Source organism: Coprococcus sp. RTP21281st1_F1_RTP21281_210402 (assembly GCF_040915325.1).
GTDB lineage: Bacteria > Bacillota > Clostridia > Lachnospirales > Lachnospiraceae > Coprococcus > Coprococcus aceti.
Genome location: NZ_JBCPDQ010000005.1, coordinates 107,244 through 134,114, shown reverse-complemented (window position 1 = coordinate 134,114; position 26,871 = coordinate 107,244). Strand labels below are relative to the sequence as shown.

General features: G+C 43.0%; 25 protein-coding genes. 6 read left to right on the top strand and 19 right to left on the bottom strand.

What is annotated here, in order from left to right; all coding sequences use genetic code 11:
- The 11 genes from gatB to AB5150_RS08485 all read right to left on the bottom strand — a co-directional run.
- A partial coding sequence (gene gatB / locus AB5150_RS08535; protein ID WP_368291686.1) for an Asp-tRNA(Asn)/Glu-tRNA(Gln) amidotransferase subunit GatB occupies positions 1 to 1,207 on the bottom strand: 1,207 nt, incomplete at its 3' end.
- Positions 1,208 to 1,210: 3 nt separating this feature from the next.
- Positions 1,211 to 2,674, bottom strand: coding sequence for an Asp-tRNA(Asn)/Glu-tRNA(Gln) amidotransferase subunit GatA (gene gatA / locus AB5150_RS08530; protein WP_172676629.1), 1,464 nt, complete (start codon positions 2,672 to 2,674; stop codon positions 1,211 to 1,213).
- 22 nt (positions 2,675 to 2,696) lie between these two features.
- On the bottom strand, positions 2,697 to 2,984 hold the full coding sequence (gatC, locus tag AB5150_RS08525) for an Asp-tRNA(Asn)/Glu-tRNA(Gln) amidotransferase subunit GatC (protein WP_015533226.1): 288 nt from the start codon (positions 2,982 to 2,984) through the stop codon (positions 2,697 to 2,699).
- Between the two features lie 254 nt (positions 2,985 to 3,238).
- The gene (locus AB5150_RS08520) at positions 3,239 to 4,768 is read right to left on the bottom strand and encodes a hypothetical protein (RefSeq protein WP_055143907.1); all 1,530 of its coding nucleotides are present in this window, start codon (positions 4,766 to 4,768) and stop codon (positions 3,239 to 3,241) included.
- Between the two features lie 141 nt (positions 4,769 to 4,909).
- The gene (locus AB5150_RS08515; RefSeq protein ID WP_368291684.1) at positions 4,910 to 5,116 is read right to left on the bottom strand and encodes an N-acetyltransferase family protein; all 207 of its coding nucleotides are present in this window, start codon (positions 5,114 to 5,116) and stop codon (positions 4,910 to 4,912) included.
- A gap of 28 nt (positions 5,117 to 5,144) precedes the next feature.
- Positions 5,145 to 6,086, bottom strand: coding sequence for a Ran-binding zinc finger domain-containing protein (locus tag AB5150_RS08510; RefSeq protein ID WP_243105789.1), 942 nt, complete (start codon positions 6,084 to 6,086; stop codon positions 5,145 to 5,147).
- A gap of 143 nt (positions 6,087 to 6,229) precedes the next feature.
- Positions 6,230 to 6,763: a nitroreductase family protein gene (locus AB5150_RS08505; RefSeq protein WP_015533229.1), complete on the bottom strand. Its 534-nt coding sequence runs from the start codon at positions 6,761 to 6,763 to the stop codon at positions 6,230 to 6,232.
- 27 nt (positions 6,764 to 6,790) lie between these two features.
- Positions 6,791 to 7,174 carry a VOC family protein gene (locus AB5150_RS08500; protein WP_022217162.1) on the bottom strand — a complete coding sequence of 128 codons (384 nt, stop codon included), beginning with the start codon at positions 7,172 to 7,174 and terminating at the stop codon, positions 6,791 to 6,793.
- 209 nt (positions 7,175 to 7,383) lie between these two features.
- Positions 7,384 to 8,592 (bottom strand): NADP-dependent isocitrate dehydrogenase, encoded by a 1,209-nt coding sequence (locus AB5150_RS08495; protein WP_015533231.1) that lies wholly within the window; start codon positions 8,590 to 8,592, stop codon positions 7,384 to 7,386.
- Positions 8,593 to 8,755: 163 nt separating this feature from the next.
- Positions 8,756 to 9,736, bottom strand: a complete 981-nt coding sequence (locus AB5150_RS08490) for a biotin--[acetyl-CoA-carboxylase] ligase (RefSeq protein ID WP_055143905.1) — start codon at positions 9,734 to 9,736, stop codon at positions 8,756 to 8,758.
- On the bottom strand, positions 9,726 to 10,355 hold the full coding sequence (locus tag AB5150_RS08485; RefSeq protein ID WP_055143903.1) for a hypothetical protein: 630 nt from the start codon (positions 10,353 to 10,355) through the stop codon (positions 9,726 to 9,728). Before AB5150_RS08485 ends, AB5150_RS08490 begins: the two co-directional genes overlap by 11 nt.
- Positions 10,356 to 10,638: 283 nt before the next feature.
- Here AB5150_RS08485 and AB5150_RS08480 point away from each other — a divergent pair, with 283 nt between their 5' ends.
- Complete coding sequence (locus AB5150_RS08480) at positions 10,639 to 12,039, top strand: MATE family efflux transporter (RefSeq protein WP_368291681.1); 1,401 nt, start codon at positions 10,639 to 10,641, stop codon at positions 12,037 to 12,039.
- A gap of 71 nt (positions 12,040 to 12,110) precedes the next feature.
- On the opposite strand, the gene AB5150_RS08475 is transcribed toward AB5150_RS08480, so the two are convergent.
- Positions 12,111 to 12,962, bottom strand: a complete 852-nt coding sequence (locus AB5150_RS08475) for an AraC family transcriptional regulator (protein WP_349818444.1) — start codon at positions 12,960 to 12,962, stop codon at positions 12,111 to 12,113.
- A gap of 136 nt (positions 12,963 to 13,098) precedes the next feature.
- Here AB5150_RS08475 and AB5150_RS08470 point away from each other — a divergent pair, with 136 nt between their 5' ends.
- A complete protein-coding gene (locus AB5150_RS08470) occupies positions 13,099 to 14,040 on the top strand; it encodes a glycosyl hydrolase (protein WP_349818443.1) in 942 nt (313 codons plus the stop codon).
- A 40-nt stretch (positions 14,041 to 14,080) separates the two neighbouring features.
- On the opposite strand, the gene AB5150_RS08465 is transcribed toward AB5150_RS08470, so the two are convergent.
- Both AB5150_RS08465 and AB5150_RS08460 read right to left on the bottom strand, forming a co-directional pair.
- A complete protein-coding gene (locus AB5150_RS08465) occupies positions 14,081 to 15,223 on the bottom strand; it encodes a HAMP domain-containing sensor histidine kinase (protein ID WP_015533238.1) in 1,143 nt (380 codons plus the stop codon).
- Entirely contained in the window at positions 15,220 to 15,858 is a 639-nt protein-coding gene (locus AB5150_RS08460; protein ID WP_238050552.1) for a response regulator transcription factor, read from the bottom strand. Before AB5150_RS08460 ends, AB5150_RS08465 begins: the two co-directional genes overlap by 4 nt.
- Positions 15,859 to 16,030: 172 nt before the next feature.
- On the opposite strand from AB5150_RS08460, the gene AB5150_RS08455 reads away from it, so the two are divergent.
- The 3 genes from AB5150_RS08455 to AB5150_RS08445 are packed head-to-tail and all read left to right on the top strand — an operon-like array spanning position 16,031 to position 18,015.
- A complete protein-coding gene (locus AB5150_RS08455; protein ID WP_004849721.1) occupies positions 16,031 to 16,156 on the top strand; it encodes a CD1871A family CXXC motif-containing protein in 126 nt (41 codons plus the stop codon).
- A complete protein-coding gene (locus tag AB5150_RS08450) occupies positions 16,149 to 17,054 on the top strand; it encodes a 4Fe-4S binding protein (protein WP_120000181.1) in 906 nt (301 codons plus the stop codon). The genes AB5150_RS08455 and AB5150_RS08450 overlap by 8 nt, the downstream gene beginning before the upstream one ends.
- Positions 17,055 to 17,106: 52 nt before the next feature.
- Positions 17,107 to 18,015 carry a TlpA disulfide reductase family protein gene (locus AB5150_RS08445; protein ID WP_055223721.1) on the top strand — a complete coding sequence of 303 codons (909 nt, stop codon included), beginning with the start codon at positions 17,107 to 17,109 and terminating at the stop codon, positions 18,013 to 18,015.
- Positions 18,016 to 18,168: 153 nt separating this feature from the next.
- Here the strand turns inward: AB5150_RS08445 and AB5150_RS08440 are convergent, their stop codons facing one another.
- The 4 genes from AB5150_RS08440 to AB5150_RS08425 all read right to left on the bottom strand — a co-directional run bounded on the left by AB5150_RS08440 (position 18,169) and on the right by AB5150_RS08425 (position 24,829).
- Positions 18,169 to 18,993, bottom strand: a complete 825-nt coding sequence (locus AB5150_RS08440; RefSeq protein ID WP_349818442.1) for a hypothetical protein — start codon at positions 18,991 to 18,993, stop codon at positions 18,169 to 18,171.
- 583 nt (positions 18,994 to 19,576) lie between these two features.
- A complete protein-coding gene (locus AB5150_RS08435) occupies positions 19,577 to 20,917 on the bottom strand; it encodes an MATE family efflux transporter (RefSeq protein ID WP_349818441.1) in 1,341 nt (446 codons plus the stop codon).
- A gap of 180 nt (positions 20,918 to 21,097) precedes the next feature.
- Complete coding sequence (locus AB5150_RS08430; protein ID WP_055143885.1) at positions 21,098 to 23,305, bottom strand: glycoside hydrolase family 36 protein; 2,208 nt, start codon at positions 23,303 to 23,305, stop codon at positions 21,098 to 21,100.
- 240 nt (positions 23,306 to 23,545) lie between these two features.
- Positions 23,546 to 24,829, bottom strand: coding sequence for an adenylosuccinate synthase (locus tag AB5150_RS08425; RefSeq protein WP_004849677.1), 1,284 nt, complete (start codon positions 24,827 to 24,829; stop codon positions 23,546 to 23,548).
- Positions 24,830 to 25,237: 408 nt separating this feature from the next.
- On the opposite strand from AB5150_RS08425, the gene AB5150_RS08420 reads away from it, so the two are divergent.
- Positions 25,238 to 26,116 (top strand): LysR family transcriptional regulator, encoded by an 879-nt coding sequence (locus AB5150_RS08420; protein ID WP_055223716.1) that lies wholly within the window; start codon positions 25,238 to 25,240, stop codon positions 26,114 to 26,116.
- 71 nt (positions 26,117 to 26,187) lie between these two features.
- Here AB5150_RS08420 and AB5150_RS08415 read toward each other — a convergent pair whose 3' ends face one another.
- A complete protein-coding gene (locus AB5150_RS08415) occupies positions 26,188 to 26,862 on the bottom strand; it encodes an HAD family hydrolase (RefSeq protein ID WP_368291674.1) in 675 nt (224 codons plus the stop codon).
- Between the last annotated feature and the right edge of the window lie 9 nt (positions 26,863 to 26,871).

Here is a 26,871-nt window from a genome sequence, read left to right as displayed (position 1 = left end):
CTATATTATCTGCAAATATCTTTTCGAACACTTCCTTTGCAACACAGCCATTGATAACCCTGTCATCAACAAGCTTGATGAGCTTCGCAAGATTCTCCGCTGAAAACTTCAGGTCTTCCGCATCAACACTGTTCTCCTTCATCAGTCTCATGGTCTCTCCCATGATCCAGTTGGAAACCTTCTTTGCAGGTGCTCCCAGTGCAATCGCGTCCTCAAACAGATCTGCCAGCTTCTTGGAGGCCGTGATGATGTCTATATCATAGTCAGGAATCGCATATTCCTCTTTGTATCTTATCTTCTTCTCGTCTCTGAACTCAGGCTGTGCATCCCTTACCTGCTGGAGCCACTCATCGCTGATGTGGATAGGTACAAGGTCAGGATCAGGGAAATATCTGTAATCCTGTGCATCCTCCTTGGATCTCATAGGATATGAATACTCCTTAGTATCATCCCATCTTCTTGTCTCCTGGACAACATTTTCACCAGACTCGATGAGATCGATCTGTCTCTCTCTCTCATTCTCTATGGCTCTGGCAATGGCCTTGAATGAGTTCAGGTTCTTGGTCTCTGTACGTGTGCCAAACTCCTCTGAGCCAACCTCTCTGATCGAAAGATTGACATCAGCACGCATGGATCCCTCATTCAGCTTACAGTCTGAAGCTCCGAGATACTGTATCGTCTCCCTGAGCTTTTCAAGATATGCTATTACATCCTCCGCAGATCTCATGTCAGGCTCAGATACTATCTCTATAAGAGGCACACCTGAACGGTTGAAATCCACAAGTGAGCTGTCTGTATATGGATCATGGACAAGCTTACCTGCATCCTCCTCCATATGTATCTCATGGATCCTCACATATTTCTTAACTCCGTCAACCTCTATCTCAACCTTACCATCCCTGCATATTGGATAGTAGAGCTGTGATATCTGGTAGTTCTGTGGGTTGTCCGGATAGAAATAGTTCTTTCGGTCAAACTTGCAATTCTGTGTGATAGTGCAGTTTGTTGCAAGACCAACCGCAATCGCTTTATTCACAACCTCTTTGTTAAGTACCGGAAGTGAGCCCGGCATTCCTGTACATACAGGACATGTATGTGTATTCGGAGCTCCTCCAAATGCTGTGCTGCAGCCGCAGAATATCTTTGTCTTGGTCGCAAGCTCTACATGGACCTCAAGTCCGATGACTGTCTCATATGTCTTTGCCATCTCTTACAGCCCCCTTTCTGAAACCTGTGCAGGTCTCTTGTACTCTCTAGTCTGCTCAAATGCATACGCTGCCCTAATAATGGTCTTTTCGTCAAATGCATCTCCAACCATCTGCACACCTATAGGCATTCCATCCTTATCAGTTCCACATGGAAGTGATATTCCCGGAAGTCCTGCAAGATTTACAGGGACTGTGTACACATCTCCCAGATACATCTTGATAGGATCTGAGAGTGACTCTCCCATCTTCAGTGCTGTTGTAGGTGCAACAGGTCCGAGAATGATATCATACTTCTCAAACGCCTTGTCATACGCCTGTTTGATGAGCGCCTTTGCCTTGAGGGCCTTTACATAATATGCATCGTAATAGCCTGAACTCAGCACAAATGAACCGAGCATGATTCTTCTCTTGACCTCAGGGCCAAATCCTTCTGAACGGCTCTTCTTGTACATGTTGTGAAGATCTGTGTACTCTGGTGTTCTGTAACCATATTTTACACCGTCGAATCTCTCAAGGTTAGAACTTGCCTCCGCCGATGCAATGATATAGTAAGCAGGAATAGCATACTCAACCATTCCAAGATCAAACTCCTCAACAATAGCTCCCTTTGCCTTCAAAGCCTCAGCTACTCCATACACGGCTTCCTTTATCTCAGGCTCAAGTCCCTCTGTGAAATAGTCTCTTGGAAGACCGATCTTAAGGCCTTTCACATCATCCACAAGTGCGCTTGTAAAATCATTGTCATCTCTGTTAACTGATGTTGAATCCTTCTTGTCATACTGTGATATGATCTCAAGGATCGTCGCACAGTCCTCTACATTCTTCGCAAGTGGTCCGATCTGGTCAAGTGATGAACCGTATGCTATAAGTCCGTATCTTGACACTCTTCCATAGGTTGGCTTGATTCCGGTAACACCGCAGAATGAAGCCGGCTGTCTGATAGATCCACCGGTATCTGAACCGAGGGCACATGGCACCTCCTCACCGGCAACTGCTGCCGCTGATCCACCTGATGAACCACCTGGAACTCTATTTGTATCCCATGGATTTCTTGTCTCACCAAAATATGATGTCTCGGTTGTACTTCCCATGGCAAACTCATCCATGTTGGTATGTCCTACTATAACCGCTCCTGCTTCCTTGAGCTTCACAACGGCCTCAGCTGTATATGTCGGAACAAAATTTGACAGAATCTTGGATGAACAGCTTGTCTGCACACCCTCCTGGCACATATTGTCCTTTATTGCTATCGGAACTCCTGCAAGAGGACCATTGAGCTCTCCCGCATCTATCTTCTTCTGCACTTCCTCCGCCTGGGCAAGTGCTCCTTCACGATCAACCGTGACAAAACTATTATAATCTTTCTCGCACGCCTCGATGCTGTCAAGACAGGCCTGTGTCGCTTCAACTACGCTCACCTGTCCATCTTTAATAGCTTTTCCCAGCTCTACAGCCGTCATACCCATTAAATTCACTTCAGCCTACCTCCTAGTCAAATGTCTTTGGCACCTTGTAGCAGCCATCCTTCTGCTCTGGCGCATTCTTCAGCATGTTCTCTCTGTCGTCTCCATTTACAACAACGTCCTCACGGAACACATTGTTGTATGGGAATGTATGGCTCATAGCCTCCACACCGTCTGTATTAAGTTCATTCAGTTTGCTGACATAATCAAGCATGTCTGACATATCCTTCTTTGCCTGCTCCTTCTCCTCCGGGGAGAGCTCAAGCTTTGCAAGGATTCCAACATAATCAATTGTTTCATCAGTTATCGTCATGTTCTTGTTCTCCTATCTTTAATGAGCAAAAATAAAGAATGTGCCTTCTTATTATTCTGTGTCAAATAATGTAAACACATTCTCCCGCCATGGTATTTTGTACCACAAAATTCCCCTAAAATATATCACATCCTGGGATATTATGCAAGACTATGGGCATTTTTACCTGTATTACGCAAAACACCGCCATGTAAAACGCTGCATACATGGCGGTGCTGTAGCCCAGCTCTATGTCCTATTTCAATAGAATATGTCTACTTTCTTATTTTTTTATATATTAATATCCCCGCACTTCCCATAAGCGCCAGAATGACCACACCTGCCACTTCTTTCACGGGCAGCCTGTCACCAGTATCTGGATGTCTCACCGGCGGAGTGCTGCGCGTAGTTGTCATGGTTATTGTCGTTCCTGTTGTGCTCCATGTAGTACGTTCCGTGGTCGACTCTGTAGTTGTACCCGTCGTAGTTTCTGTTGAGGTATCCTCTGTTGTTGTTCCTGTTGTTGATTCTGTTGTCGTGTCTTCCGTTGTGGTATCTTCTGTTGTGGTATCTTCTGTTGTGGTATCTTCTGTTGTCGTGTCCTCTGTCGTCGTGTCTTCTGTTGTGGTATCTTCCGTTGTCGTATCCTTTGTCGTTGTGTCTTCCGTGGTTGTGTCTTCGGTTGTCGTGTCCTCCGTTGTCGTATCTTCGGTTGTCGTATCTTCGGTCGTCGTACCCTCTGTCGTTGGCTCTTCATCCAGGAAATCATTTCCCGGTACTCTGTGGAACTCTCCTCCGTTTGAGAATACTTCACTCACCACACAACCATCCCAGTTGTGTCCGAGATTTACCGCTGCCTCTGGAGCTATCACTGTTCCAAATCCCCTGCCCGCAAATGTTATGCTTCCGCCAAATTGTCCATCTGCTGCCGAGCTGTCATAGAAGTTAAAATACATTCTGTTGTAGGCATTATAAAAATTACCATTATCGTTTGCCTTTGCATCGCTCTTGCTTCCAAGTATCAGATCGCCCAGAACAGCATTCTGGATACCTGCCAGATCAATATTCATGAGCAGCACCGTATCATCACCATAATCCGGGAACTCAAAATATATCGGATTTGTGCCCGCGGCGAGCTGACTGTAATCCATGGATACCACATGCAGTCCGCTACCATTTACTGACACACTTCTATCGTTCATATCACCTGTTATATCAACATCCACAGTACCCTCTGTGTCTGCATAAGTCCTAAGTTTCTGACTATAGTCAATAAACTTTCTCTGTATATCAGCCATATCTGCATATTTAGAATATTCACCATCATCTTCAATTTCTGCATCGGTTCTGACATTTGCCGGACTGTCAAGCTTTGTCTGGGTACCATCATTCATGCGGATATATATTTCACCGCCATCTGCTCTCCTGACTTTCGCTCCTGTATAAAGCATATCAGTTCCTGCATCCGACACACAGCCACACATCCGTTCAGCATTTTCAAAGTAGAATTCCTCATATACTCCATACGAATTTCTGAGTCCCGAGTTTGAATTTGCACTGAGTGTCCTTGTGATAAAGTTACTGTGAAGATGTGTCTGTGCATACAGTGTGTCAAAACATATCACACCAAAGTCCCCCATTAGCTCCGTTGCAGAGCTGCTTTGCAGCATATAACTGCCATCATCCGCCTTTGCAAGTGCTCCTATAGTCCCCGCCGTCACGCAAAGCACAAAAACCATCGCCACTGCAACTGCTATGAGCTGCATAGTCTGAAAGCACATCCCATTATCATGGTTACCTCTCATTCAATGTCCGCCTTAACTATTTCGTCTCAAATACATAGTATTCAACAGACTTCCCGCATATTCGTTATAATAAAAAAATCCCCGAACAGATTCGACATAATTTTCACTATGTCTTATCCATCCGGGGATGAGCCAGGCAGGTCAGAATGGTCTCTCAGGATCAACAATATGCCTTATATTCCTATCCACATATATCGATGTCTCCACGAACCAGTCATACTCCGGTCTGTCATGAAATGGTCCCACATAAGCATATCCCGCAATCTGTCCTGGCAGCTCAGCCACCAGATACGGATATCTCTCAATATCTGAATTTTTATCCTTACCAGGCTTTGACTGCTTTGTCACTTTTGCCCGCCTCCATGTTCTTAAGTCTTTACTCTATGATACTCACTATCTCCTCAGAGTCAGCCTTGACTTTATATGTCTCACCTATGTCAAGTTTGTCATATATAGACTTTTCAACTTTATATGTCTTTTCCTTATCCTTCACTTCACATGTGACTTCATATTCAACTGATTTTTTCCCTAGCCTCTCCTTGTCTGTGAGCTGGGGATCTGGGTATTCCGGTGTCTTTCCACCGCCCTCGGCGGTCTCCGTCCTGTCGTACTTCCACCGCCATATTGTATAATAATACTTCGTCCTGTATATAGGCTTATCTCTATACACCGGAACAGACCTCGTTCTCGTCACATATCCATAATCGTCCACATCATTTGCAACTTCAGAGAAGGTTCCATCTCCATTGTCCTCATAGCTGTACTCCACATGGGAACCTATCACCTCATATGAATCATAGGTCTCCTCACGCTCACCAACATATTCCTGTTCAGTATGGTGCACCTCTTGTTTCGTGGTCTTTAGCGTGGCACCCTCGGGGAGTTCCCAGTCGTCTTCATCACACAGAATATATTTCTCCACATCAACACTGGTCTTCCATGTCATATCCCTGACTGTGACTGTCCTCTTCTTTGGCATGGCTATGATCGCCGTAAGTCCGATTATAGCCGCTATCACAAGCATGCCGATCAGCACTATCTTCCATGCTCCAAATGAATGTCCTCTTTTCCGATTGCCCTGCCCGCCTTTTTGTCCGTCGGCAGCCGTTCCTGTACCTGATGCATTCCTGGCATTCCTTGCGTCCTGCTCTTTCCTGACGTCAAAATACCCCTTATCCTTCGCACCTCGTTCAGCACCGCAGCTGCTGCACCGTGTGTTAAGAGCTGAATTGTAATTGCCACAATGATCACATAACCAGTCGGCACCTTTTCCCTTTGTCTGACTCTCCTCCGCGGACAAATACCGCACTCCATCCATATAGAACTTAACTTCCTGTCCCCTCGGCTTTCCGCAGGACGGACACTCACGCTTCGTTCCTTCTATATGTTTCGTACTACAATATGGGCAGTCTCAATACCCCATTACAAGTTTTCCCATACGCAATATCCTCCCCATATATACTACAGATAACTTACCTGCGCAGCAACATCGTAATCATGTGGTGTCTTGTTGTCAGTCTTGTGTCCAACGGCAAGAGCTATCTGGAATGAATATCCCTTCGGTATTGCAAGTGCCTTGTCAAAATATGCTTTCTTCTCCCCGTGAAGTGCATCATACACGCAACCGATTATCAGATTTCCGAGCCCCATGCTCTCTGCCGCTATAGCCATATTCTGAACTGCAATTCCTGAATCCACCTTGCTCCACTTGAAGTCATCCTCAGCGCTTAAGAATATGAGCACCGGAGCCTCATAATAGAAATTGTGAGGCTGCTTATCCTGTCCGCGAAGTGCACGCTTCTCTGCATCAAGCTCTTCCAGAATTGGAGCATCACCCTTAACAACTGTAAAATGTATCTCTTTCTTATTCATACCTGTAGGTCCCTGAAGCCCAGCCTCGATGACCTTCTCAAGCTGCTCCTTCATAACCTCTTCATCACTGTATGCTCTCGCTGAGCTTCTCTTTTTTATTACCTCTAATACCTGATTATCCATTGTCTTTTACCTCCTATTCTGTCATTCCTATACCGTTATCTCTATCTGATTATCCTCTATGCAGACCACACAGCTCTCATAGTATCCATCGCCTGTCGTCCGCGGTCCACTTGTCACCTCATAGCCATCCTCCGCAAGCTGTCTGGTAAGCTCATCAACTTTTTCTTTGCTTCCCACACTGAATGCTATATGTATCAATCCGGTTCTGTTAAGTGTCTTTTCAGAATCATCCATTCCCTGCCTGTTCATTATCTCAAGCCTTGCGCCATCATCAAATGTGAGAAAATATGAACGGAAGTCCGTCGTTTTATTATGATATCCCTCATTTGCTGATGCTCCCAGATATTTCTCAAAAAAATTCTTCGCAGCTTTAAGATCATTCACATACATCGCAACATGCTCAATTCTCATAAATGCAACTCCTCATTATCTTATACGCTACACTCAGATAGACAAACTACTATATGCATGCTGCTATAGGCATGCTATATAAGCTATTTTAACCCAATGCCACATTTTACACAATGGCATAAAAATATCACCTTTATCCATTTGTATGAATAAAGGTGATATCCCGTTAAAAGCAACGTCTGTAATCAGCCCGTTACACAATTTCATTCTTAGAGCATACCCTCAAGTGTCTCTCTGATAGCCTTGATAAAGTTCTCACTGTTGAGGACTGTTGGGTTCTCGAGAGTTGTGATGAGAGCCAGATCCTTTGTCATCTTGCCATCTTCTATAGTCTTGATGGTTGCAGCCTCGAGCTTGTCTGCAAAATCCTGAAGTGCCTGGATTCCATCAAGCTCTCCACGCTTTCTGAGTGCTCCTGACCATGCGAAGATAGTTGCAACTGAGTTGGTTGATGTCTCCTCACCGGCAAGGTGCTTGTAGTAATGTCTCATAACTGTTCCGTGTGCTGCCTCGTACTCATACTTTCCATCAGGGGATACGAGAACTGATGTCATCATGGCAAGTGAACCAAATGCTGATGAGATCATATCACTCATTACATCTCCATCATAATTCTTACATGCCCAGATGTAACCGCCTTCACTCTTCATAACACGGGCAACCGCATCATCTATAAGTGTGTAGAAGTACTCAATACCTGCTGCATCGAACTGCTCCTTATACTCTGCATCGAATATCTCCTGGAAGATATCCTTGAATGTATGGTCATACTTCTTTGATATGGTATCCTTTGTGGCAAACCACAGTGTCTGCTTGGTATCAAGCGCATACTTGAAACAGCTTCTTGCAAAGCTCTCAATAGACTTGTCCACGTTGTGCTGTCCCTGAAGAACACCAGGGCCATCAAACTTATGTATAGTCTCCTTTATAACCTGTCCGTCATCGCCTGTGAATACAAGCTCTGCAGTTCCAGGACCTGGAACATCGATCTCTACGCTCTTGTATACATCACCATATGCATGTCTTGCGATGGTGATAGGCTTCTTCCAGTTCTTAACACATGGCTCGATTCCCTTTACTACGATAGGTGCTCTGAACACTGTACCATCAAGGATCGCTCTGATGGTTCCGTTAGGGCTCTTCCACATCTCCTTGAGATTGTACTCCTTAACTCTTGCCGCATTAGGTGTGATAGTAGCACACTTTACAGCTACGCCATACTTCTGTGTTGCGTATGCTGAGTCAAATGTTACCTTGTCATCTGTCTCATTTCTATGTACAAGTCCAAGGTCATAGTACTCTGACTTGAGATCGATAAATGGATAAATAAGCTCATCCTTGATATACTGCCAGAGAATTCTGGTCATCTCATCTCCATCCATCTCTACAAGTGGTGTGGTCATCTGAATCTTTTCCATGTTTTATGTCCTCCATCTTTGTGTTTTCTAAGTTTTGTTATATACTCACTGCCGATTATAAACTATAAGGGGCTATATTTCTAGTTTTTTTGAATTATACATACCAATTATTAATTTTCTTAAGCCCTATAACCATATTCTTGATCAGCTATTTTTTTCAGCCTTACACATATCCATATATTCCTCTCACGGATACTTCCCCGGATATTATATCGTGAACCTCGCCATCGGCATCCCTCACCAGAAGTCCGCCATCCTTTGAAAGTCCAAGCGCCGTGTACTCTGTCTTTTTATCCCCCTCTATTACATACACCTGCTTATCCCTGTTCACAAGATAACTGTTGTACTCATCAACAAGGAATCCCAGGTCCTTATTCTTTATAAATTCGTCATATAGCTTTTCAAATTCATTTGACACCTGTGCAATGAACCATGACCTGTCACAGCCCTTGCCATTTTCCAGCAGTATTGATGTGGCCTTGTCTGCTATGTCCTCAGGGAAGCTTCGGTTATACACGTTTATGCCTATTCCCACAACAACATAGCTTATGTCAGTTCCCTCGGAACTCATCTCTGTGAGGATTCCGACCAGTTTTTTTCCATCAGACAACACATCATTCGGCCATTTAATCTGAGGCTTTACTCCATCCACCTTGCTGAACGCTCTGGCAAGTGCCACCGCCGACACCAGAGTTATCCTTGACACACAGGAAATATCTATGTCCGGCTTGAGCAGATACGACATGGATATTGTCGTGCCCTTATCAGAATTCCAACTGTGGCCTCTTCGTCCCTTTCCTGCAGTCTGCTCATTTGCCACGAACAGAGCTCCGTGAACACAGTCAGTTTCCCCGACTATCTTGGCACGGGTGTTCGTTGAATCCGTCTCATCATAATAGTAAAGCTTTCTGGCAAATGTTCTGGTCTCAAGATACTTTGAGATCTTCTCCTCAGACATTACATCAGGCTCACTCACCAATCTGTATCCCTTGTTGTTCACGCCCTCGATCACATAACCTTCATTCTTGAGTGCCTGTATGTTCTTCCACACCGCTGTTCTGGATACCCCCAACAGCTCACAGAGCTCCTGTCCTGACACATATCCATCACTGTTCTGCAGCTTTTCAAGTATTTTATTCTTCATCAGTTCTTACCTTCTCTCTCAGGATATCGTATACCGCCTCACATTTGCCTTTTGCTCCGGCAAATGGAACTATGTAACTCTCCCTGCCTCTGTCAAACTTAATTATATAATACTTCAATTCAGGATCAGGCTCTATCATGATATACCCTGTAATAGTCTCATACGGTATCACCTTACTGCCTCTCTTCTGAATGATCGTTACAACATCCTGACCAAACAGATATGTCATATCATATGCAGACTTTCTAAATGAAGCCTTGACCACATAAAATCCATATGCCATGGCCGCAATCGCAATAGCAGCCTTTATCATTCTGTAGTGACCTCCCATAGCCCACCACACAAGTGCTATACCTGCCAGTACAAATATTATGCCAACCACCCTGTACGCTATCCTGGTGCTCTTTCTCTTGACTACCTTCTGTCTGATGATTCCATCTGCCTGAGTTTCCTGTTCTTCACGCCTTGCGCGCTCCAGCTCGTCCACGAGCTTTCCAGCCTGTCTGACAAGCACCTTCTGCCTGTAGGCTCTCGAAGTACCATTCTCTATGCTGCTTATATTTCTAATCTCTTCTCTGTGTTTTTTATTGTTCTTTTTTTTATCACTATCTCTACTCATTCCATATCCCCCGCCAGGTCATTATCGTTATCGACATTACCCTGGTTTGTATCCATGCGCTTTATGCACAATTATTTTCTCTTTTTTCATCACTTTTACGACTATACTTATATTAGTTCAGAGACTAATATATATCAAGTTTCCAGCATTACAAAAGTGTTTACATTTTACCACGTTTAATCACCTTTTTTCCATATATAAAATCATTAAAAGGTGATTAACTAGCAAACACACGATATCGTGAAAACAACCTGTAAATAACAATTTTGGAGAGGTGAATTACATGAAGAATTTTATCGCACGCATCAGTGGCACAAAAGACCTCACTGAAGGAAAGCCTTCAAAGCTTATATTGAACTTTGGTCTGCCCCTTCTCTTTGGTCTGATATTTCAGCAGTTTTATAATATGGTAGATTCTGTCATAGTCGGGCAGAAGCTTGGGACTGACGCGCTGGCGGCGGTAGGTTCCACCGGAAGCATCAACTTCATGATACTCGGTTTCTGTATAGGAATCTGCAACGGATTTGCAATCCCTGTTGCACAGGCTTACGGTGCGAAGGATTTCAAAGCTCTTAAGGCTTATATAATCAACAGTATATGGTCATCCGTTGCACTGGCTGCTGTTATAACAGTGGCAGTAAGTATCTTTACCATGCAGATACTCAAGGCTCTCAGAACACCTTCGAATATCATCGATGATGCATATATATACATATTTATAATATTCCTGGGCATTCCGGCAACCTTCCTCTACAACCTGACCGCCGGGATACTGAGATCACTCGGAGACAGTATCACACCTGTCATATTCCTTGTGGGTTCATCAATTGTCAACATAATACTTGATCTTATACTTGTTGTTCCTATGGGCGTCGCCGGAGCTGCAGTTGCCACAGTAGCTTCACAGGCAGTGTCAGGAATCATATGTACGATATACATGACAAAGAAACTGAAGTATCTTGAATTCAGTAAAGAGGATTGGACATTCAGCATGCGCCACTGCCTTAAGCTCTGCGGTATGGGTCTGCCTATGGGCCTGCAGTACAGCATAACCGCCATAGGCAGTGTCATTCTTCAGACCGCAGTCAATGATATGGGTTCAACATATGTTGCAGCCGTATCAGCAGGAAGCAAGATTTCCATGTTCATGTGCTGTCCTTTCGATGCAATGGGCTCCACCATGGCAACATACGGAGGTCAGAATGTTGGTGCCAGACGTCTTGACCGTGTTGATCAGGGACTTAAAGCCTGTATCAAGATGGGAATCATATATGCCCTCGTGGCTCTGGCTTTCTCCATCGTATTCGGAAAGCAGATTGCACTTCTCTTTGTAAAGAAGGAACAGATTGAGCTTATCGGCTACATATATGAATTCGTAGTTATCAACGCCGCATTCTACATATTCCTGGCTCTTGTGAATATCGTAAGATTCATGATACAGGGGCTTGGATACTCGACTTTCGCCATACTTGCAGGCATATGTGAGATGATTGCCCGTTCTGTTGCCGGTTTCGTGCTGGTGCCTCATTTCGGTTTCATCTGCGTATCACTAGGAAGTCCGCTTGCATGGGTATGTGCTGATCTCTTCCTGATACCTGCGTACCTGTGGGTTATGAAACAGCTGAGACGAAAATTCGGGGGAAATAAAATCAGCCGTGCAAAGTCCGCAACGGCAACAATATAATCGGTTTATGAACAGACTCACTTGTGTCTCGATCACATGTGAGTCTGTTTCATTTGCACCCTATTGGGATACTAAAGTCTGTTCTGCATCCTTTCCTGTTTCGGAGTGATTCCCCTCCACTTTTTATACACACGGATAAAATAACTGCTGTCCGAAAAACCATTTTCCTGCGCGATATATTCCATGGAATAATCCGAATACAGCAGCATGTTCTGCGCCTTGTTGAGCCTTATATACAATATGTATTCCTTACACGATCTTCCATAACGAGCCTTAAATGATCTGGCAAAGTGTGAATAACTCATACTGCACATTTCTGCCAGATCTTGAACCTCTATCTGTTCTGACGAATGCGCATCTATATATTCCAGTATGTGATTGAAATACACATCACCATCCGACCTCTTATGCTTAAAATCTCCATTTGTTTTCATTTGTCTTGCCATGATGATGAGCAGCTTATATATCCCAGACTGAACCGCAAGCATGTACATCTCCCGCTTTTCCGTATACTCCTCAAATATATCCTGAACAATATCTGCCATACTTTCTTTTAGTTTTTCAGACCTTATAACCATACAGAAATCTGTAGTCTCCGTCCTGTATACAAAACAATCATACATTTTCCTTACATAAGTCTGGGGAATGCCCAGTGTATACATATTAAACTTTATGACCGCATACTTCACCGATTCCGTACAGGTCTTATCCGCCTTTATACTGTGAAGCTGCAGCGGATATAGGTAGCACATATCCCCTTTTCTGAGAACCGTCTCTCCATCATTGCAGATCACCCGGATAGATCCGCTGACTATATAAAGCATCTCACTGTAATAGTGCCAGTGCAATTCAGAATGCACCCAATCTGTGTAAAATATATCATATGGCTGTTTCATCTCATCAATGTACTCAAACATTTCCATAGCAGTCTCCCCCTACGATCCAAGTTGTATCATGATAGGTTTATACAATTTTTTGCTCTTTATATAATACAATTATTACATTTATTTGTATATGATAAAAGCATATCAAACACATACTAATGAAGGAGAAAATAAGATGCAGAAAGCAGCAAACAAGCACATATCGCATTCAGCACAGAATCTGCTGGATTATTTATCGGAGATTTCTGGTAAAAAGATAATAACAGGTCAGCACACACAAACCAATCCTATGGAGGAGATTGACTATATATACGAACAGACAGGCAAATATCCGGCACTCAGAGGTTTCGAGCTGCTTGGATACTCGCCAAACATAAACTATAATGATGCATCCGCAGAATGTCTCACAGAGGTATATGAAAATCAGAATACCCTTGACACCGCTCTCGAATGGGCAAAGAAAACAAATGGCATTGTCACTTTCACATTTCACTGGTTCTCTCCGATTGGAGGTCGTGACAAGAGTTTCTACACAGAGCACACTGACTTCGACGCTGAAAAGGTGCTCATTCCAGGAACAAGAGAACGTGATGCTTTCTACCACGATATGGACATCATCGCAAAGGAACTCCGAAGATTCCAGCTTGAAGATATCCCGGTTCTGTGGAGACCTTTCCACGAGTCCGAGGGCACCTGGTTCTGGTGGGGTGCCAAAGGTCCTGCTGTTGCGGCAAAGCTCTACAGACTCATGTTCGACTACTATACAAATGTACTGAACATCAACAACCTTATATGGGTATGGAACTGTCCTACAAAAGGCGTATACCCTGGAGATGACTTCGTTGATATTGTCTCCATGGACATATATCTGCCGGAATACACAGCAACCGATTACAGTGAAGAATATACAAAGCTTGTAGAAGCTACCTCTCCGAACAAGGTTGCTGCCCTTACCGAAGTCGGATATATACCGGATATACATCTTCTGGAGAAGTCACACACTCCATGGGCATACTACATGACATGGTCTGAAAAATTCTGCATAGGAGAAAAATTCAATTCCAACGAAAATCTTAAGGCTATGTATGACAGCCAATATGCTGTTACCGGAAAGTAAGTGGGTAAGTCTGTTATATGTAACGGCTGTAATGCTCACTTTATAAAACGACTTCAAAAATCGTTCCTCCAGACGGATTAGACTTAACTGCAATATTACCATCATGCACTATCACGATCTCGCGGACAAGAGCAAGTCCCAGTCCTACGCCGCCAAGCTCACGGCTTCTGGATTTATCCACGCGAAAGAAAGGTTCAAACACGCGATCCTTCAATTCTTCCGGGATGCCATTTCCGGTATCCTCTACTGACAGGTAAACGTGTTTTTCCTTCTGACGCGCTGTCACTGTAACCCGTCCTCCTGTGCGGTTATATTTTATAGCATTCTCAACAAGATTGTATAACATCCTGTAAATAAGGATGTCACTTCCTATCATCGTTACATCCGTACATTCTCCAATAAGTTCTATATCCTTTTCCTGTGCAAGAGGTTCCAGATCCGCCAATACCTCATCAACAAGCGCGTCGACCATTATTTTATCATCCCGGCTCACAGTTTGAAGCTCACTCATATCAAGAAGTGTCTTTACCATTTTGCTGAGTCTCTCATTCTGTTCAGTTACCATCTTTATCGTCTGCAGAGTGACTTCATCATCTCCCGGATGCCGGGAAGAATTATATGAATCAAGCTGTATCTGCATTAAAGACAGTGGAGTTCTGAGCTCATGTGCTGCATTTGCAGTAAACTGTCTCTGTATCTCAAATGCATCCGAGAGGCGTTCAAGCATCTTGTTATATGAAACGCTGAGCTGGTTCAGTTCTTTAACATTGTTTTCTTCTATTCGTGAATCTGCCAGATTCTGTGCCTGTACCTCTTCAATTTTATCAGAAAACTCACTGATAGGCTTTAGTGCATGCCCACTTATAAAATATGTAGCTACTCCGCCAAGCAGGGCCAGCAAGGCAGAAATTATCAGGCTGTTTTTCTTGTAATCTGCCTTATTATTGTACACCTTAACAGAAAAATCATTTGCAAATTCATCCCATTTATCCTCCGGAATACTGATATATATTTCATCAGTACCGCTCCCATTATCATCTCCCTGGGCATCAACGGTTTCTTGCAGAGAATCAATATAATACACGCCATTTTTATAGACAAGCAAAGTAAGGCATCCACATATAAGCGCAATATATAATGTGATTATACAGGTAAGCCTCCACTGCAGCGACATTCTTTTCATCTGTCGGACTCCTCTCGTATTTTATAGCCTTCTCCCACCTTGTTCAAAATCGGATCATATCCAAGCACTGCCTTAAGCTTTCTTCTCAGCGAAGACATATGTACTCTGATTGCTCCACTGAAGCTGTCAACCGAAGCATCCCAGACATGCTCCATCAATTCCTCCTGGCTTACCGGTCTGCCCAGATTAAGAAGCAGATATTCCAGGATTCCATTTTCTTTTCTTGTAAGGGGAACCTTCTCTCCTTTTGCGTATGCCTCACGTTTTATCGTATCAAACTTTATCCCGCCACTTTCCAGACATACATCCTTCTGTACAAATTTTCTTCTTGTAAGACTTCTGATACGCGCCTCAAGCTCCTGCAGATGAAATGGTTTTTCCATATAATCATTTGCACCTGCATCCAGCCCTTCAACCTTATCCGCAATTTGTCCCCTCGCAGATAATATGATAACCTTTGTCTCCTCATTTTTCTGTCTGAGTTCCTTTAAAATCTCCATTCCATCCATCCCCGGCAGATTCAGATCCAGAACGATCAGGTCATATTCCTCTGACAGAATGCATTCAAGAGCCTCTTCTCCGTCATAACAGGTATCCACCTCATACCCGGCATCATACAGGCTTTTCGCAACCATATCACATATCTGCTTCTCATCTTCAACTATCAATAATCTCAAAACTGTCACCTGTTTCTTAACAAAAATCCTTCTTAACAAAAATTTTACAACAGCTATTGTATAATATCCAAGTCAGCTGGTCAACAAACACAATCATGAAAGGAGCTGCAATAACTTGAAGTACAGGAAAATGTCTCAGATCATTTTACTCATCACGGGTATGGCAATGATCAGCTATGGTGCAGTCAGAGGTGAAGCGGCTGCCGTGCTCAGCAAAGCAATAAAATTATGTCTGGAGTGTGTAGGAATTGGATAAGAATAAATCACTGTCAAAAAAAACAGCCAGAATACGCGGATGGATACAGGCAGCAGCCACGCTGCTTACCAATATTCACATCCCCAATTTATTTAAAGGCAAGATCTATCAGGGCAAAGCAAAAACAGTATGCGTACCAGGACTAAACTGTTACTCCTGTCCTGCTGCAACAGGAGCGTGTCCCATCGGTGCATTTCAGGCGGTCGTCGGATCATCCAAATTTAAATTTTCTTACTACATAACCGGTTTTTTCATTTTAATCGGTGTGATCCTCGGAAGATTTATATGTGGGTTTTTGTGTCCATTTGGATGGTTTCAGGATCTGCTTCACAAAATCCCCGGGAAAAAGTTTTCCACAGCCAGGCTGAAACCACTAAGATACCTGAAATATATAATCCTTATTGTTTTCGTTATACTTCTGCCGATGCTTGTAACGAACTCCATAGGAATGGGAGACCCGTTCTTCTGTAAGTATATTTGTCCACAAGGTGTTCTGGAGGGTGCTATACCACTTTCACTTGGAAATGCAGCTATACGCTCTGCACTCGGAAAGCTGTTTTCCTTTAAATGCCTTATTTTAATTACAGTTGTCGTTCTGAGTATTCTGTTCTACAGACCCTTCTGTAAATGGATTTGTCCTCTCGGCGCAATCTACTCATTATTCAACAAGGTCAGCCTTATGAGTATCAAGGTTGAAAGCAGCAAATGTGTCGGATGCGGTAAGTGTTCAAAGGCATGCAAAATGGATGTAGATGTATGCAAAACACCAAATCATCCAGAATGCATACGATGCGGAGCTTGTATGAAGGCATGTCCAAAAGATGCGATCCACTATCAGTTTATGGGAAAGCCATGTTCCCCAAAAGGACATAAGCAAGCTTCCAAAACCAACATGTAACAATCAACCACACTAATATTATTTAAATTATTATTTAAAGGAGCAATTATTTATGAAGACAAAAAGAACATTAATATCTATTATCACTCTCTGTGCAGCATTATCTCTCACAGCATGTAACGGATCAGGATCTGCCACCACTGAGAATTCACAAAAAACCCAGACAGAATCCACCACTGAAGCTGTGGACAATTCCAACACAAAGCTGGATGATCTATATCAGCAGGAGAACCAGATCTTTGCAGATCACCAGGATGTATGGAACAAGGCATTTGGCATGGCGAATAAAAGCGATGCTGATCCAAGCGGAAATTATGCCGATTATCTGGCCGGCATAATAGAATCGAACAAGGAATCCTTTACGGATGATGAACTGAAAACACTTAACGATGATATCGAAACTATCAGACAGATTGAAAAGCAGATAGATGAAATCGAAAATAAAAACGCAGGATCAGAAAGCACCGACCAGAACGACAGTTCCGAAGAAATCACGCCTTTCAAGAGTTTCTCCGGCAAGAATTTTGACGGTAATTCTGTTGACGAAAGCCTGTTTTCCAATAATGCAGTAACTGTCGTTAATTTCTGGTTTACCGGCTGCAAGCCTTGTGTCGCAGAATTGTCCAAGCTTAATGAATTAAATGATGCCATCAAATCGATGGGCGGCGAGGTAATAGGTATCAACACAGAGACATTTGACGGAAACGAAGATGCTATCAAGGAAGCCGCAGCCGTTCTTGACAGCCAGGGTGCAAAATACCGCAATATCTCCGTTGACTCTGATTCCAGCATAGGCAAATATGCCTCCGACATCATGGCATTTCCTACAACCATACTAGTCGATAGAAATGGTAATATTGTCGGAGAGCCTATGCTTGGAGGGATCGACGATCAGGCTAACTACGACTCTCTCATGAAACAGATCCAGTCAGTGATCGACGCTGATAACAAGGATAAATAATTATAGTTGACTTTAAATTGAATATACTAATGAAAGGACAAGAAGCCTTTCTGCTTTTTAAAAAAAGGTCATCTGGTTTTCAAGAAACCAGATGACCTTTTCCCGTGCAATAAAATTTCATATGCTTACTCCCTTCTTTTTGCCCCCCGTCTTTTACACTTCGATTCCCATCGCACGTATTGCGTTTAAATTTTTTTCTGCACGTTCTGCTTTTAATCGTGCAATCTCATTTTTAGTTATTTCATCTGAAAAAAATTTTTCATATTGTTTAATATCATCATTGTATCTTCCTTCACACCTAAGCAATCTCTCCTTTCCTTCCTTTTCTGTCATCTTTTTTTCTGAAACAAGTTGCATCACTCTCCTATTTGCCTCTTGGAAATCATTTTGTACTTTTGCGCTGTAAGATTCTACATCTGGATACTTTGCTGGCAAAATAAATGCATCTACATTACATTCTGTTTCTAATCTGACTTCCAACTCATCAAAGCCATATAGTTCCAAATAATCCACACAAGTCTTTAAATCCACCACCTTGTCAAATGCAGGAATTACATAATGCTCTATGCCAGTCATGGCAAACGCAATCTGTTCTCTGAGAGAAGCTTCATCTCCCTTTTTGATGATATAGTCAACTCCCGGCTGTTCATTCTCGTAAACCGGTATTCCATTTCGCTTTGCCGTAAAATACATATCTAGCTGTGTTGTATTTATCCAATCCATGCTGGCATACACAGACCGGTTCAGATTGATCTCCGGGCGGTATATACTGCCGACCGCACAGTATACCTCAAACCGTTTTTCTTCCAACTGCGGCGACAACGCCTGCTCCAGCCGATAGTTGATGACTTGAATAATCTCGGGAGTTGCCATCCTCACAAAGTGCGGATACCTCCCCTTTACTTTCTTGAACCCATGCGGCTCCAGCGTTTCCTTAAACGCCGCTTTAAGACTCTTGTCCACTTCCAATGTTCCCATTTCTCTTTCTCGCACACAACAGATGCACGATACCTCCTTTTCGTTAAATTTAATTAAAAAACGGAGTAAATACTGATGCACTCAGTGTTTACTTGACAAGCTCCAAACGGTCAGAAGCTGTATCTCTGACAAATGATTCCTGATATCATGGCGCATGCCGAGAACATTACATATAAGATTAATCAATTATATATTAAGACAGATAAACAACGCGCTGTTTATCGCATAAAAAACAATACATACTCCTACAACATGTTTCTTATCCGAATTCTCTCCCTGAAAAAACATGTCTGTAAGCTGCTTAATCAGATATATTCTGAACATGTTGCTCATAATCAAATCAATATCCAAGAATAATAAATCAATCGCATTCCCATCAGCCCCTATAGTTAAACAAAGCATTTACATTTTAGATTGTATCACCCATACCATCTTAAATCCAATGCTTTGTAGTAGGCTGCTAATCAGAACCGCCGCCATCATCTCCACTTTCAGATAAGCTCCGAGTATCACACCCGGAAGATGTATTCCTCAATGATTGCCGGTACTATTGCAAAACAGACATCCCTTTGCACCAAACCGATCATTCGCCAATTGCTTTATCAACCGGCCACGACTTTCTGAGAGCCATATAAGAGATCAGAAAGTTTGCAAGCCATCCCGCCGGCACCGCAAGCCAGACAAATTCGATACCAAAACGGGGCGCATAAATCAGGGCAACTGACAGACGGATCGCTAAGTTGACCATATTTGCAATGAGAAATGGGCGCATGATCCCAAGTCCTCGAAGAACCCCATCGGTTGCCATCTTGATTCCCATGAAAATGAAAAAGTAGCCAAGCCATCTCATATAACCCCCAGACACCTGATATGCCAAAGCGGTTCCATCTTTGCCAAGGAATAAAGATGAAATCTGAGTATGCAGTGTTTCAATGACTATAAATGCGATGATCGCAAAGCACATATCCAACACCAGCGCAGCCCGATATCCTTTTTTGATACGTTTGATTTTCTTTGCACCAAGATTCTGAGAAACATATGGTGAAACTGCATTTCCAATGGATACAAATATCAGTGAAAAAACATTCTCTACCCTCATCGTTGCTGAGTAACCTGCAAGCGCCTGTGTGCCGAATGGATTTACAACTGCCTGAACGATCATCATACCAATCGACACTGTGGACTGCTGAAGAACCGATGGTACGGCAATTCTAAGCATGGAATGTAACTCGTGCCTGTCAAACCAATCAAAACGGCCTTTATATTGACGCATCCGCCAAAGAAAAATCAACAGTGAAAACACTGCGGATATTCCCTGAGCAATGAGAGTTGCAAGGGCTGCACCGAAAACGCCAAGGCCGAGGCCTGCCACCATCCAAAGATCCATAACAATATTCAAGACAGAAGAAAATATCAAAAGGCCCAACGGTATCTTTGATTCACCGATTGAATTGAACATTGTTGAAAGAATATTATACATAAACAAAAATGGAAATCCGGCAAAATAAACACGAAGATACAGCACCGCTTCATCCAGTATGTCAGCAGGTGTCTGAAGCAGCGTCATCATCGAACGTGAAAAGATAAGACCAAATACACCCAAAAGTATGCTTAGGATCATAAAACTTATCAGCGATGTTGATACTATTGTTTTCATTTTACTATAATCCCTAGCTCCAAAATAGCGGCTCACAAGCACGCCCGCACCTACGCCGGCACCGAGTGCCACACAAATGAATACATTTGTAAGGGCGGCACATGCGCCAACAGCCGCAAGTGCAGATGATCCGACATACTGGCCAACTATTATTGAATCAGCCATATTATACACTTGTTGAAAAAAGCTGCCCAAGATCATAGGCATTGCAAAAACAGTCAGCGCTTTAAGCGGTGCATCTGTGATCAAATACTCATCTTTTGACATTATGTTATTCCTCCAAATTGAATATTAATCCACTTGTCCTTATTTACAACAAATACCATTTTTTAAATTCACAGCCAACAAATTCTGCGTCCTCTATTGTTTCATTTTCCAGTATCACATTTTCAAACATCTACAAGTGGAATCTATAAAATTCAAAACGATGAATCAGATTCCGCCTTATTAAACAATCCCCTTTCTTAATTCAAAAAGTCTTGCCATAACAGGCTTTTTAAAATGCACCGTTAATACATTTCCTTTGAATTCAAAATCAACCGGTTCCTTCTTAGGATAAATGCAGGATACCTGCATATCGTCTCTGATAAAAGGAATACTGTCCAATGGTATGGATAAACTATCATCTGTGCAGTTTATGCCGGCTTTCATGTACCTGTCATTATTTTTTCCTTCCATTTGCCGCTTCCATACTGCAAGATATGCTTTGTTTTCAAGCTGAAGGCCTCCGCATACCCACATATCCTCATTGTCAGCAATATCAATCGGCCAATAAGGTATCGCATATTTGATATCCTGACGAATCGTCTTATAACAGGCAATTCCCTCTTTCACTAATGCAAGACGTTCCGGCGGAAGTTGTGCCAGATGACCACTCTGATGAATACGAAGCAGCATGGCATTTATCATATTATAAATTACTTCTTCCTTGTCTCCCTGGCGCATCGGATACGACCAGACTGCCGCCTGTTCCGGAGTAACTCCTGCCACAGCATTTGCTGCTATCGTCGCATAATTCCGGTAATCTTCCTGATCCGATGTAGACTGGATACTATATCTGGAGAGCAACGCATAATCAATGCGAAGGCCTCCGCTGGAACAGTTTTCAATTACCAGATCCGGATAACGTGCAAATACATCATCAAGCCAGTTTAGATATGCTTTTTCATGTTCAAGCAGTCCCTGCCCCACACTTTCCGCGCCAAGTTCAGTACCTATGCCCGGTTCAATGTTATAATCCATCTTGATATATCCCACTCCGTAATCTTTGACTACCCGATCGATCACTTCATTGACATGTTCGATGACTTCCGGATTCCTAAAATCGAGCTGATATCTGCTACGGTCATATACACGCTTTCCATGACGGATAAAGAACCAGTCATCCGGAGCATTCTTTGCTTTCTCACAATTGATTCCCATCACTTCAAGTTCCAGCCAGACGCCCGGTATCATTCCCTTTTGACGAATGTAATCTGTTACTTCTTTAATTCCATTCGGAAAACGCTCCCTGCTTTCCTGCCATTCGCCGACACTGTCCCACCATTCTCCGGGAGCATACCAACCGGCATCTATCACATAGTATTCACAACCGCATTCCGCAGCCGCATCAATCAGCGGAAGTTCTTTCTCCGTTGTCGGATCACCAAACAGGCAATTCATATAATCGTTGAAAATAACCGGTAAATTCTCATCATCTTTATTTGGTCTTCGAATCATACGGCGATATTTTGTCAGCTCACCCATTGCTTTTTCAAAGCTGTCATCTGCCACACCCACAGCAACCGGTACCGATTCAAATGATTCGCCCGGCGCGAGATTTTTGAACCAGTGAGACTGTACTTCGGTCGGTCCGCTGACACAGACATAAAAATGCGTATTCTGATCACTGATCTCATAATGCCAGGAACCGTTATGTTCAATCTGCCAGAATAAGCTTGTATGTGCCTCTGTATTTTCTACATACCCTAATGGTAAATACTTCTTCGTAGACCAGTTTCCGGTATTCGATACTTCAAGCACCTGTGAAGTACGCTGGTATACCCCGGGTTGTGTTTGCGCCAGTCCTACATCTCCGAACTTATATTCTTTGATACTCATCTCTTTCTGCCATCCATTATAAGGAATGCGCACTCTCATTTTCGCATCGGAATTGCTTTTTCCCTCTTTTTCAATTCCTGTATAGCAAAATGAAGATAGATATTCCAGACACTGTGTACTATCGCCTTCATTGATTACTTTATTGACCATACGAACGATAGAAGTGCCCTTATAAAACTGCATTCTTGTTTCTACGCGGACATGTGTCTCTTCCTTATCTTCCTGATAAATGGTTATCTTACGTCCAATCTCATTCCAACTGTCTTCCATCCCCGCATAGGTCAATAAATATCCCGGTGCTGTACAAATATGTTTATTTCCATGCTTTTCATATGGGCGATTATATCCGGCAAGGTTTACCTGTACAAGTTGAAAAGCCTCATCGATAAATTGCTCTTTTCTTACCAGATCTTCTGCCTTACATTCCTTTCCAAATTTGCAAATATCATTTTCATCAAATTCTGCTTTTGAAAAATGCAGCAATTTGATCTGATTTTTATCTGTAATTCCAAATACAATATGAATTCCGTTTTCATTGATTTTGATGTATTTCATTTTTCTCCTCCATGCAATAAATTTGCAATATGCTTTTTTTGCACATCGCCCTATCCACTAGAACTTTTATCGGAAAGCCGATAAAATAATCATAACAAATATAATCTTATTCTACAATCTCCTTACACCACAAATAGAAATCCATTTCCAACAACAAAAGAGACACTCCCTAATAATCTCTTACTGGAAAGTGTCCCTGTTATTTTTCTGTTATTTGATTTCCCTGTGAATCAGGTCAAATTACTTTGCGTTTCTGTAGATGATATCGTTTCTTCCCGGACCGTTTGAAATCATGGTGATTGGGAATCCGATATGCTCTTCAACGAACTCGATGTACTTTCTGCAGTTCTCTGGAAGATCCTCGTACTTCTTGATTCCTCTGATATCTGTCTTCCAGCCTGGAAGTGTCTCATATACAGGCTTTGCTTTCTTGAGTTTTGATGTTGTTGGGAAGTCTGTTGTAACCTCACCGTCGATATCGTAGCCTACACATACCGGGATCTCATCGAGATATCCAAGTACATCAAGTACTGTAAATGCAACGTCTGTTGTTCCCTGGATACGGCAGCCATACTTTGATGCCACACAGTCGAACCAACCCATTCTTCTAGGTCTTCCTGTTGTTGCACCAAACTCACCGCCATCACCGCCGCGGCGTCTGAGCTCATCTGCCTCGTCGCCAAATATCTCACTTACAAACTCGCCTGCTCCTACTGCGCTTGAGTATGCCTTACATACAGTGATGATCTGCTTGATCTCGTATGGAGGTATACCTGCACCGATGGCACCGTAAGCTGCCAGAGTTGATGATGATGTAACCATAGGGTAGATTCCGTGATCCGGATCCTTCAGTGAACCAAGCTGACCCTCAAGAAGGATGTTCTTGCCCTCCTTGATCGCCTCATAGAGGTATGCTGATACATCACATACATAAGGAGCAACCATCTCCTTATACTCCATGAGTGTGTTGAATATATCATCAACCTTTAAGAGTGGCTTGTGATACAGGTTCTCAAGAAGAACGTTCTTCTGTACTATAACTCTCTCGATCTTCTCCTTCAGTGCTTCCTCATCAAAGAGCTCGCTTACCTGGAAACCGATCTTTGCATATTTATCTGAATAGAATGGAGCGATTCCTGACTTTGTTGATCCGAATGACTTACCTGCAAGTCTCTCCTCCTCGTATTCGTCGAAGAGAATGTGGTATGGCATAACCATCTGTGCTCTGTCAGATACAAGGATCTTAGGCATTGGTACATTTCTGTCTGTGATGGACTTTATCTCCTTGAAAAGAAGAGGGATGTTAAGTGCAACACCATTTCCAATGATACTTGTTGTGTGACTGTAGAACACTCCTGATGGAAGTGTATGTAAAGCAAATTTACCATAGTCATTGACAATTGTGTGACCTGCGTTGGCACCACCCTGGAATCTTACGATTATGTCTGACTCCTGGCCTAACATGTCTGTGATCTTACCTTTTCCTTCGTCGCCCCAATTGGCTCCTACAACCGCTCTTACCATAATACTTTTCCTCGCTTTCGCAGCATTTTGAAATATTTTCTGATATCCGTATTGTGGCTGTTCAAATGTTTCTGCCTATACATAATATTTATAAGCAGATCACTCACAATACCTTTTCATTATAACACTATAATGTCATAAGTAAAATCAATATTATTTATATTTATTATAAGTGTATCTTATATTTATCTTTACATTTTGTAGAAACCAACATAAACTGTAAATATAATGGATTTTGTCCACCTCAAACACCATTTTACTTATATTATATATGCATAATTTTTTAAGCAAAATTATTTCAATCGTACCATTATAGAACGGTAAAAAGTTCTGAATTATTTTGCAATAAAACATATTGTTGACACACACATATTAAACGATCTCTATTGAATCTGGAGGAAATTATAAATGAACATAAATTTCGAATATTACAAAATCTTCTACCATGTTGCCAAAGCATCCAGCATATCCGCCGCTGCCAGGGAACTGTGTATATCCCAGCCAGCCGTAAGTCAGGCGATCAAAGCTCTGGAACAGGCGATCGGCATAGAACTGTTCATCCGAACCAAGAAGGGCGTCTCACTGACAAATGCCGGAGAACTCCTCTACTCCCACGTTGCAGCGGGATACGAATCCATCTCCCTGGGTGAACAGCAGCTCTCACAGCTCCTCCACATGGAGACCGGTGAGATAAGGATAGGTGCAAGCGATATGACACTACAGTTCTATCTCCTGCCATATCTGGAGCATTTCCACCAGCTATATCCGGGGATCAAGGTTCATGTCACAAATGCTCCGACTCCCAGCACGATAAATCATCTGCTATCAGGCAACATAGACTTCGGTATCGTCACCAGTCCTCTTCCCGCCGATCCTCACATGGAGATCAAGCAGGCAAGGGAGATTGAGGACATCTTCATCGCCGGACCAAGGTTTTCATATCTTCAGGGCAAAACTCTGGATTACCACGAGCTTGACGAGCTTCCGATCATTTGTCTGGAGCATGACACAAGCACACGCGCATATGTCGACACATTTCTGAGCCATGAGGGCGTGACTCTGCAGCCCGAATTCGAGCTTTCTACCAGCGATATGATTGCCCAGTTCGTCATGAGAAATCTCGGCATCGGCTCCATCATGGCAGACTTCGCCCAGAGCTATATAGACCGCGGCGACCTGTTCCGCCTGCAATTTAAAAAGCCCATACCAAAGCGTCACATGTGTATCATCAGTGACAGGCGCCGTGGTATGAGCGTTGCTGCAAATAAACTTATGGAGTTGTTGTAAGAATCATCCCCACACCCATATACCATAGTAAAATAGAGCATGTTCGTCCATTTGAACACGCCCTATTCTTATCACATATTTCTATAATCTGGAATCAGTTCATCGCACAGCCCTGTCTTCTCAAGCAGTTCTCTTGATGAGTCACCATAGATTCCCACTATATATCCGGCTCCGGCTGCCGCCGCTGCCCGGATTCCCGACGGTCCATCCTCTATGACCATGGTCTCTCCCGGCACTGCTCCGATACGCTCCATGGCCCGGATGTACATATCAGGAGCCGGCTTAGCATTCATGGTTCCATCGTCGTATGCGCACAGCGTTATGTCAAACCATCTTCCGAGATCAAACTCTTTAAAATAGAATGCGAGATTTGTCATATTTGACCCTGTGGCTATGTTCATATTTATCCCCTGTTCCTTAAGTTTATCAAGGTATGCCACTAGACCATCCACCAGCTTGAAGTTTGCAGTATCTTCCATGTACATCTCTCTGTACATAGCCTCTTTCTCCTCGGTAAGTTCAAGTATTCTCTCCTCGGTGAGCGTGCCCTTTCCCATGAGGTATTCCAGAATATCCTTGTTCGTGTGCCCCAGCACATGATGCTGAAACTCCTCCGTGCTCATCTGTCTGCCGGCAAGCTTCTCCGCATAATCCTTCCATGCTATCTCATGATACTTTCCGTCAAATATCATTGTGCCGTTCATGTCAAATATAATGTTCTTTATCTTACTGTTCAATCTATTCATACTTGTCTC

Bases quoted from the DNA above. Each gene is read 5' to 3' on its own strand.
- gatA (WP_172676629.1), bottom strand. From the start codon at position 2,674: ATGGGTATGACGGCTGTAGAGCTGGGAAAAGCTATTAAAGATGGACAG.
- gatC (WP_015533226.1), bottom strand. From the start codon at position 2,984: ATGACGATAACTGATGAAACAATTGATTATGTTGGAATCCTTGCAAAG.
- AB5150_RS08520 (WP_055143907.1), bottom strand. From the start codon at position 4,768: ATGAGAGGTAACCATGATAATGGGATGTGCTTTCAGACTATGCAGCTC.
- AB5150_RS08510 (WP_243105789.1), bottom strand. From the start codon at position 6,086: ATGGATGGAGTGCGGTATTTGTCCGCGGAGGAGAGTCAGACAAAGGGA.
- AB5150_RS08505 (WP_015533229.1), bottom strand. From the start codon at position 6,763: ATGGATAATCAGGTATTAGAGGTAATAAAAAAGAGAAGCTCAGCGAGA.
- AB5150_RS08500 (WP_022217162.1), bottom strand. From the start codon at position 7,174: ATGAGAATTGAGCATGTTGCGATGTATGTGAATGATCTTAAAGCTGCG.
- AB5150_RS08495 (WP_015533231.1), bottom strand. From the start codon at position 8,592: ATGGAAAAGATTCAGATGACCACACCACTTGTAGAGATGGATGGAGAT.
- AB5150_RS08490 (WP_055143905.1), bottom strand. From the start codon at position 9,736: ATGAAGAATAAAATACTTGAAAAGCTGCAGAACAGTGATGGATATGTG.
- AB5150_RS08485 (WP_055143903.1), bottom strand. From the start codon at position 10,355: ATGAGTAGAGATAGTGATAAAAAAAAGAACAATAAAAAACACAGAGAA.
- AB5150_RS08480 (WP_368291681.1), top strand. From the start codon at position 10,639: ATGAAGAATTTTATCGCACGCATCAGTGGCACAAAAGACCTCACTGAA.
- AB5150_RS08475 (WP_349818444.1), bottom strand. From the start codon at position 12,962: ATGGAAATGTTTGAGTACATTGATGAGATGAAACAGCCATATGATATA.
- AB5150_RS08470 (WP_349818443.1), top strand. From the start codon at position 13,099: ATGCAGAAAGCAGCAAACAAGCACATATCGCATTCAGCACAGAATCTG.
- AB5150_RS08465 (WP_015533238.1), bottom strand. From the start codon at position 15,223: ATGAAAAGAATGTCGCTGCAGTGGAGGCTTACCTGTATAATCACATTA.
- AB5150_RS08460 (WP_238050552.1), bottom strand. From the start codon at position 15,858: ATGGTTGCGAAAAGCCTGTATGATGCCGGGTATGAGGTGGATACCTGT.
- AB5150_RS08455 (WP_004849721.1), top strand. From the start codon at position 16,031: ATGTCTCAGATCATTTTACTCATCACGGGTATGGCAATGATCAGCTAT.
- AB5150_RS08445 (WP_055223721.1), top strand. From the start codon at position 17,107: ATGAAGACAAAAAGAACATTAATATCTATTATCACTCTCTGTGCAGCA.
- AB5150_RS08440 (WP_349818442.1), bottom strand. From the start codon at position 18,993: ATGGGAACATTGGAAGTGGACAAGAGTCTTAAAGCGGCGTTTAAGGAA.
- AB5150_RS08435 (WP_349818441.1), bottom strand. From the start codon at position 20,917: ATGTCAAAAGATGAGTATTTGATCACAGATGCACCGCTTAAAGCGCTG.
- AB5150_RS08430 (WP_055143885.1), bottom strand. From the start codon at position 23,305: ATGAAATACATCAAAATCAATGAAAACGGAATTCATATTGTATTTGGA.
- AB5150_RS08425 (WP_004849677.1), bottom strand. From the start codon at position 24,829: ATGGTAAGAGCGGTTGTAGGAGCCAATTGGGGCGACGAAGGAAAAGGT.
- AB5150_RS08420 (WP_055223716.1), top strand. From the start codon at position 25,238: ATGAACATAAATTTCGAATATTACAAAATCTTCTACCATGTTGCCAAA.
- AB5150_RS08415 (WP_368291674.1), bottom strand. From the start codon at position 26,862: ATGAATAGATTGAACAGTAAGATAAAGAACATTATATTTGACATGAAC.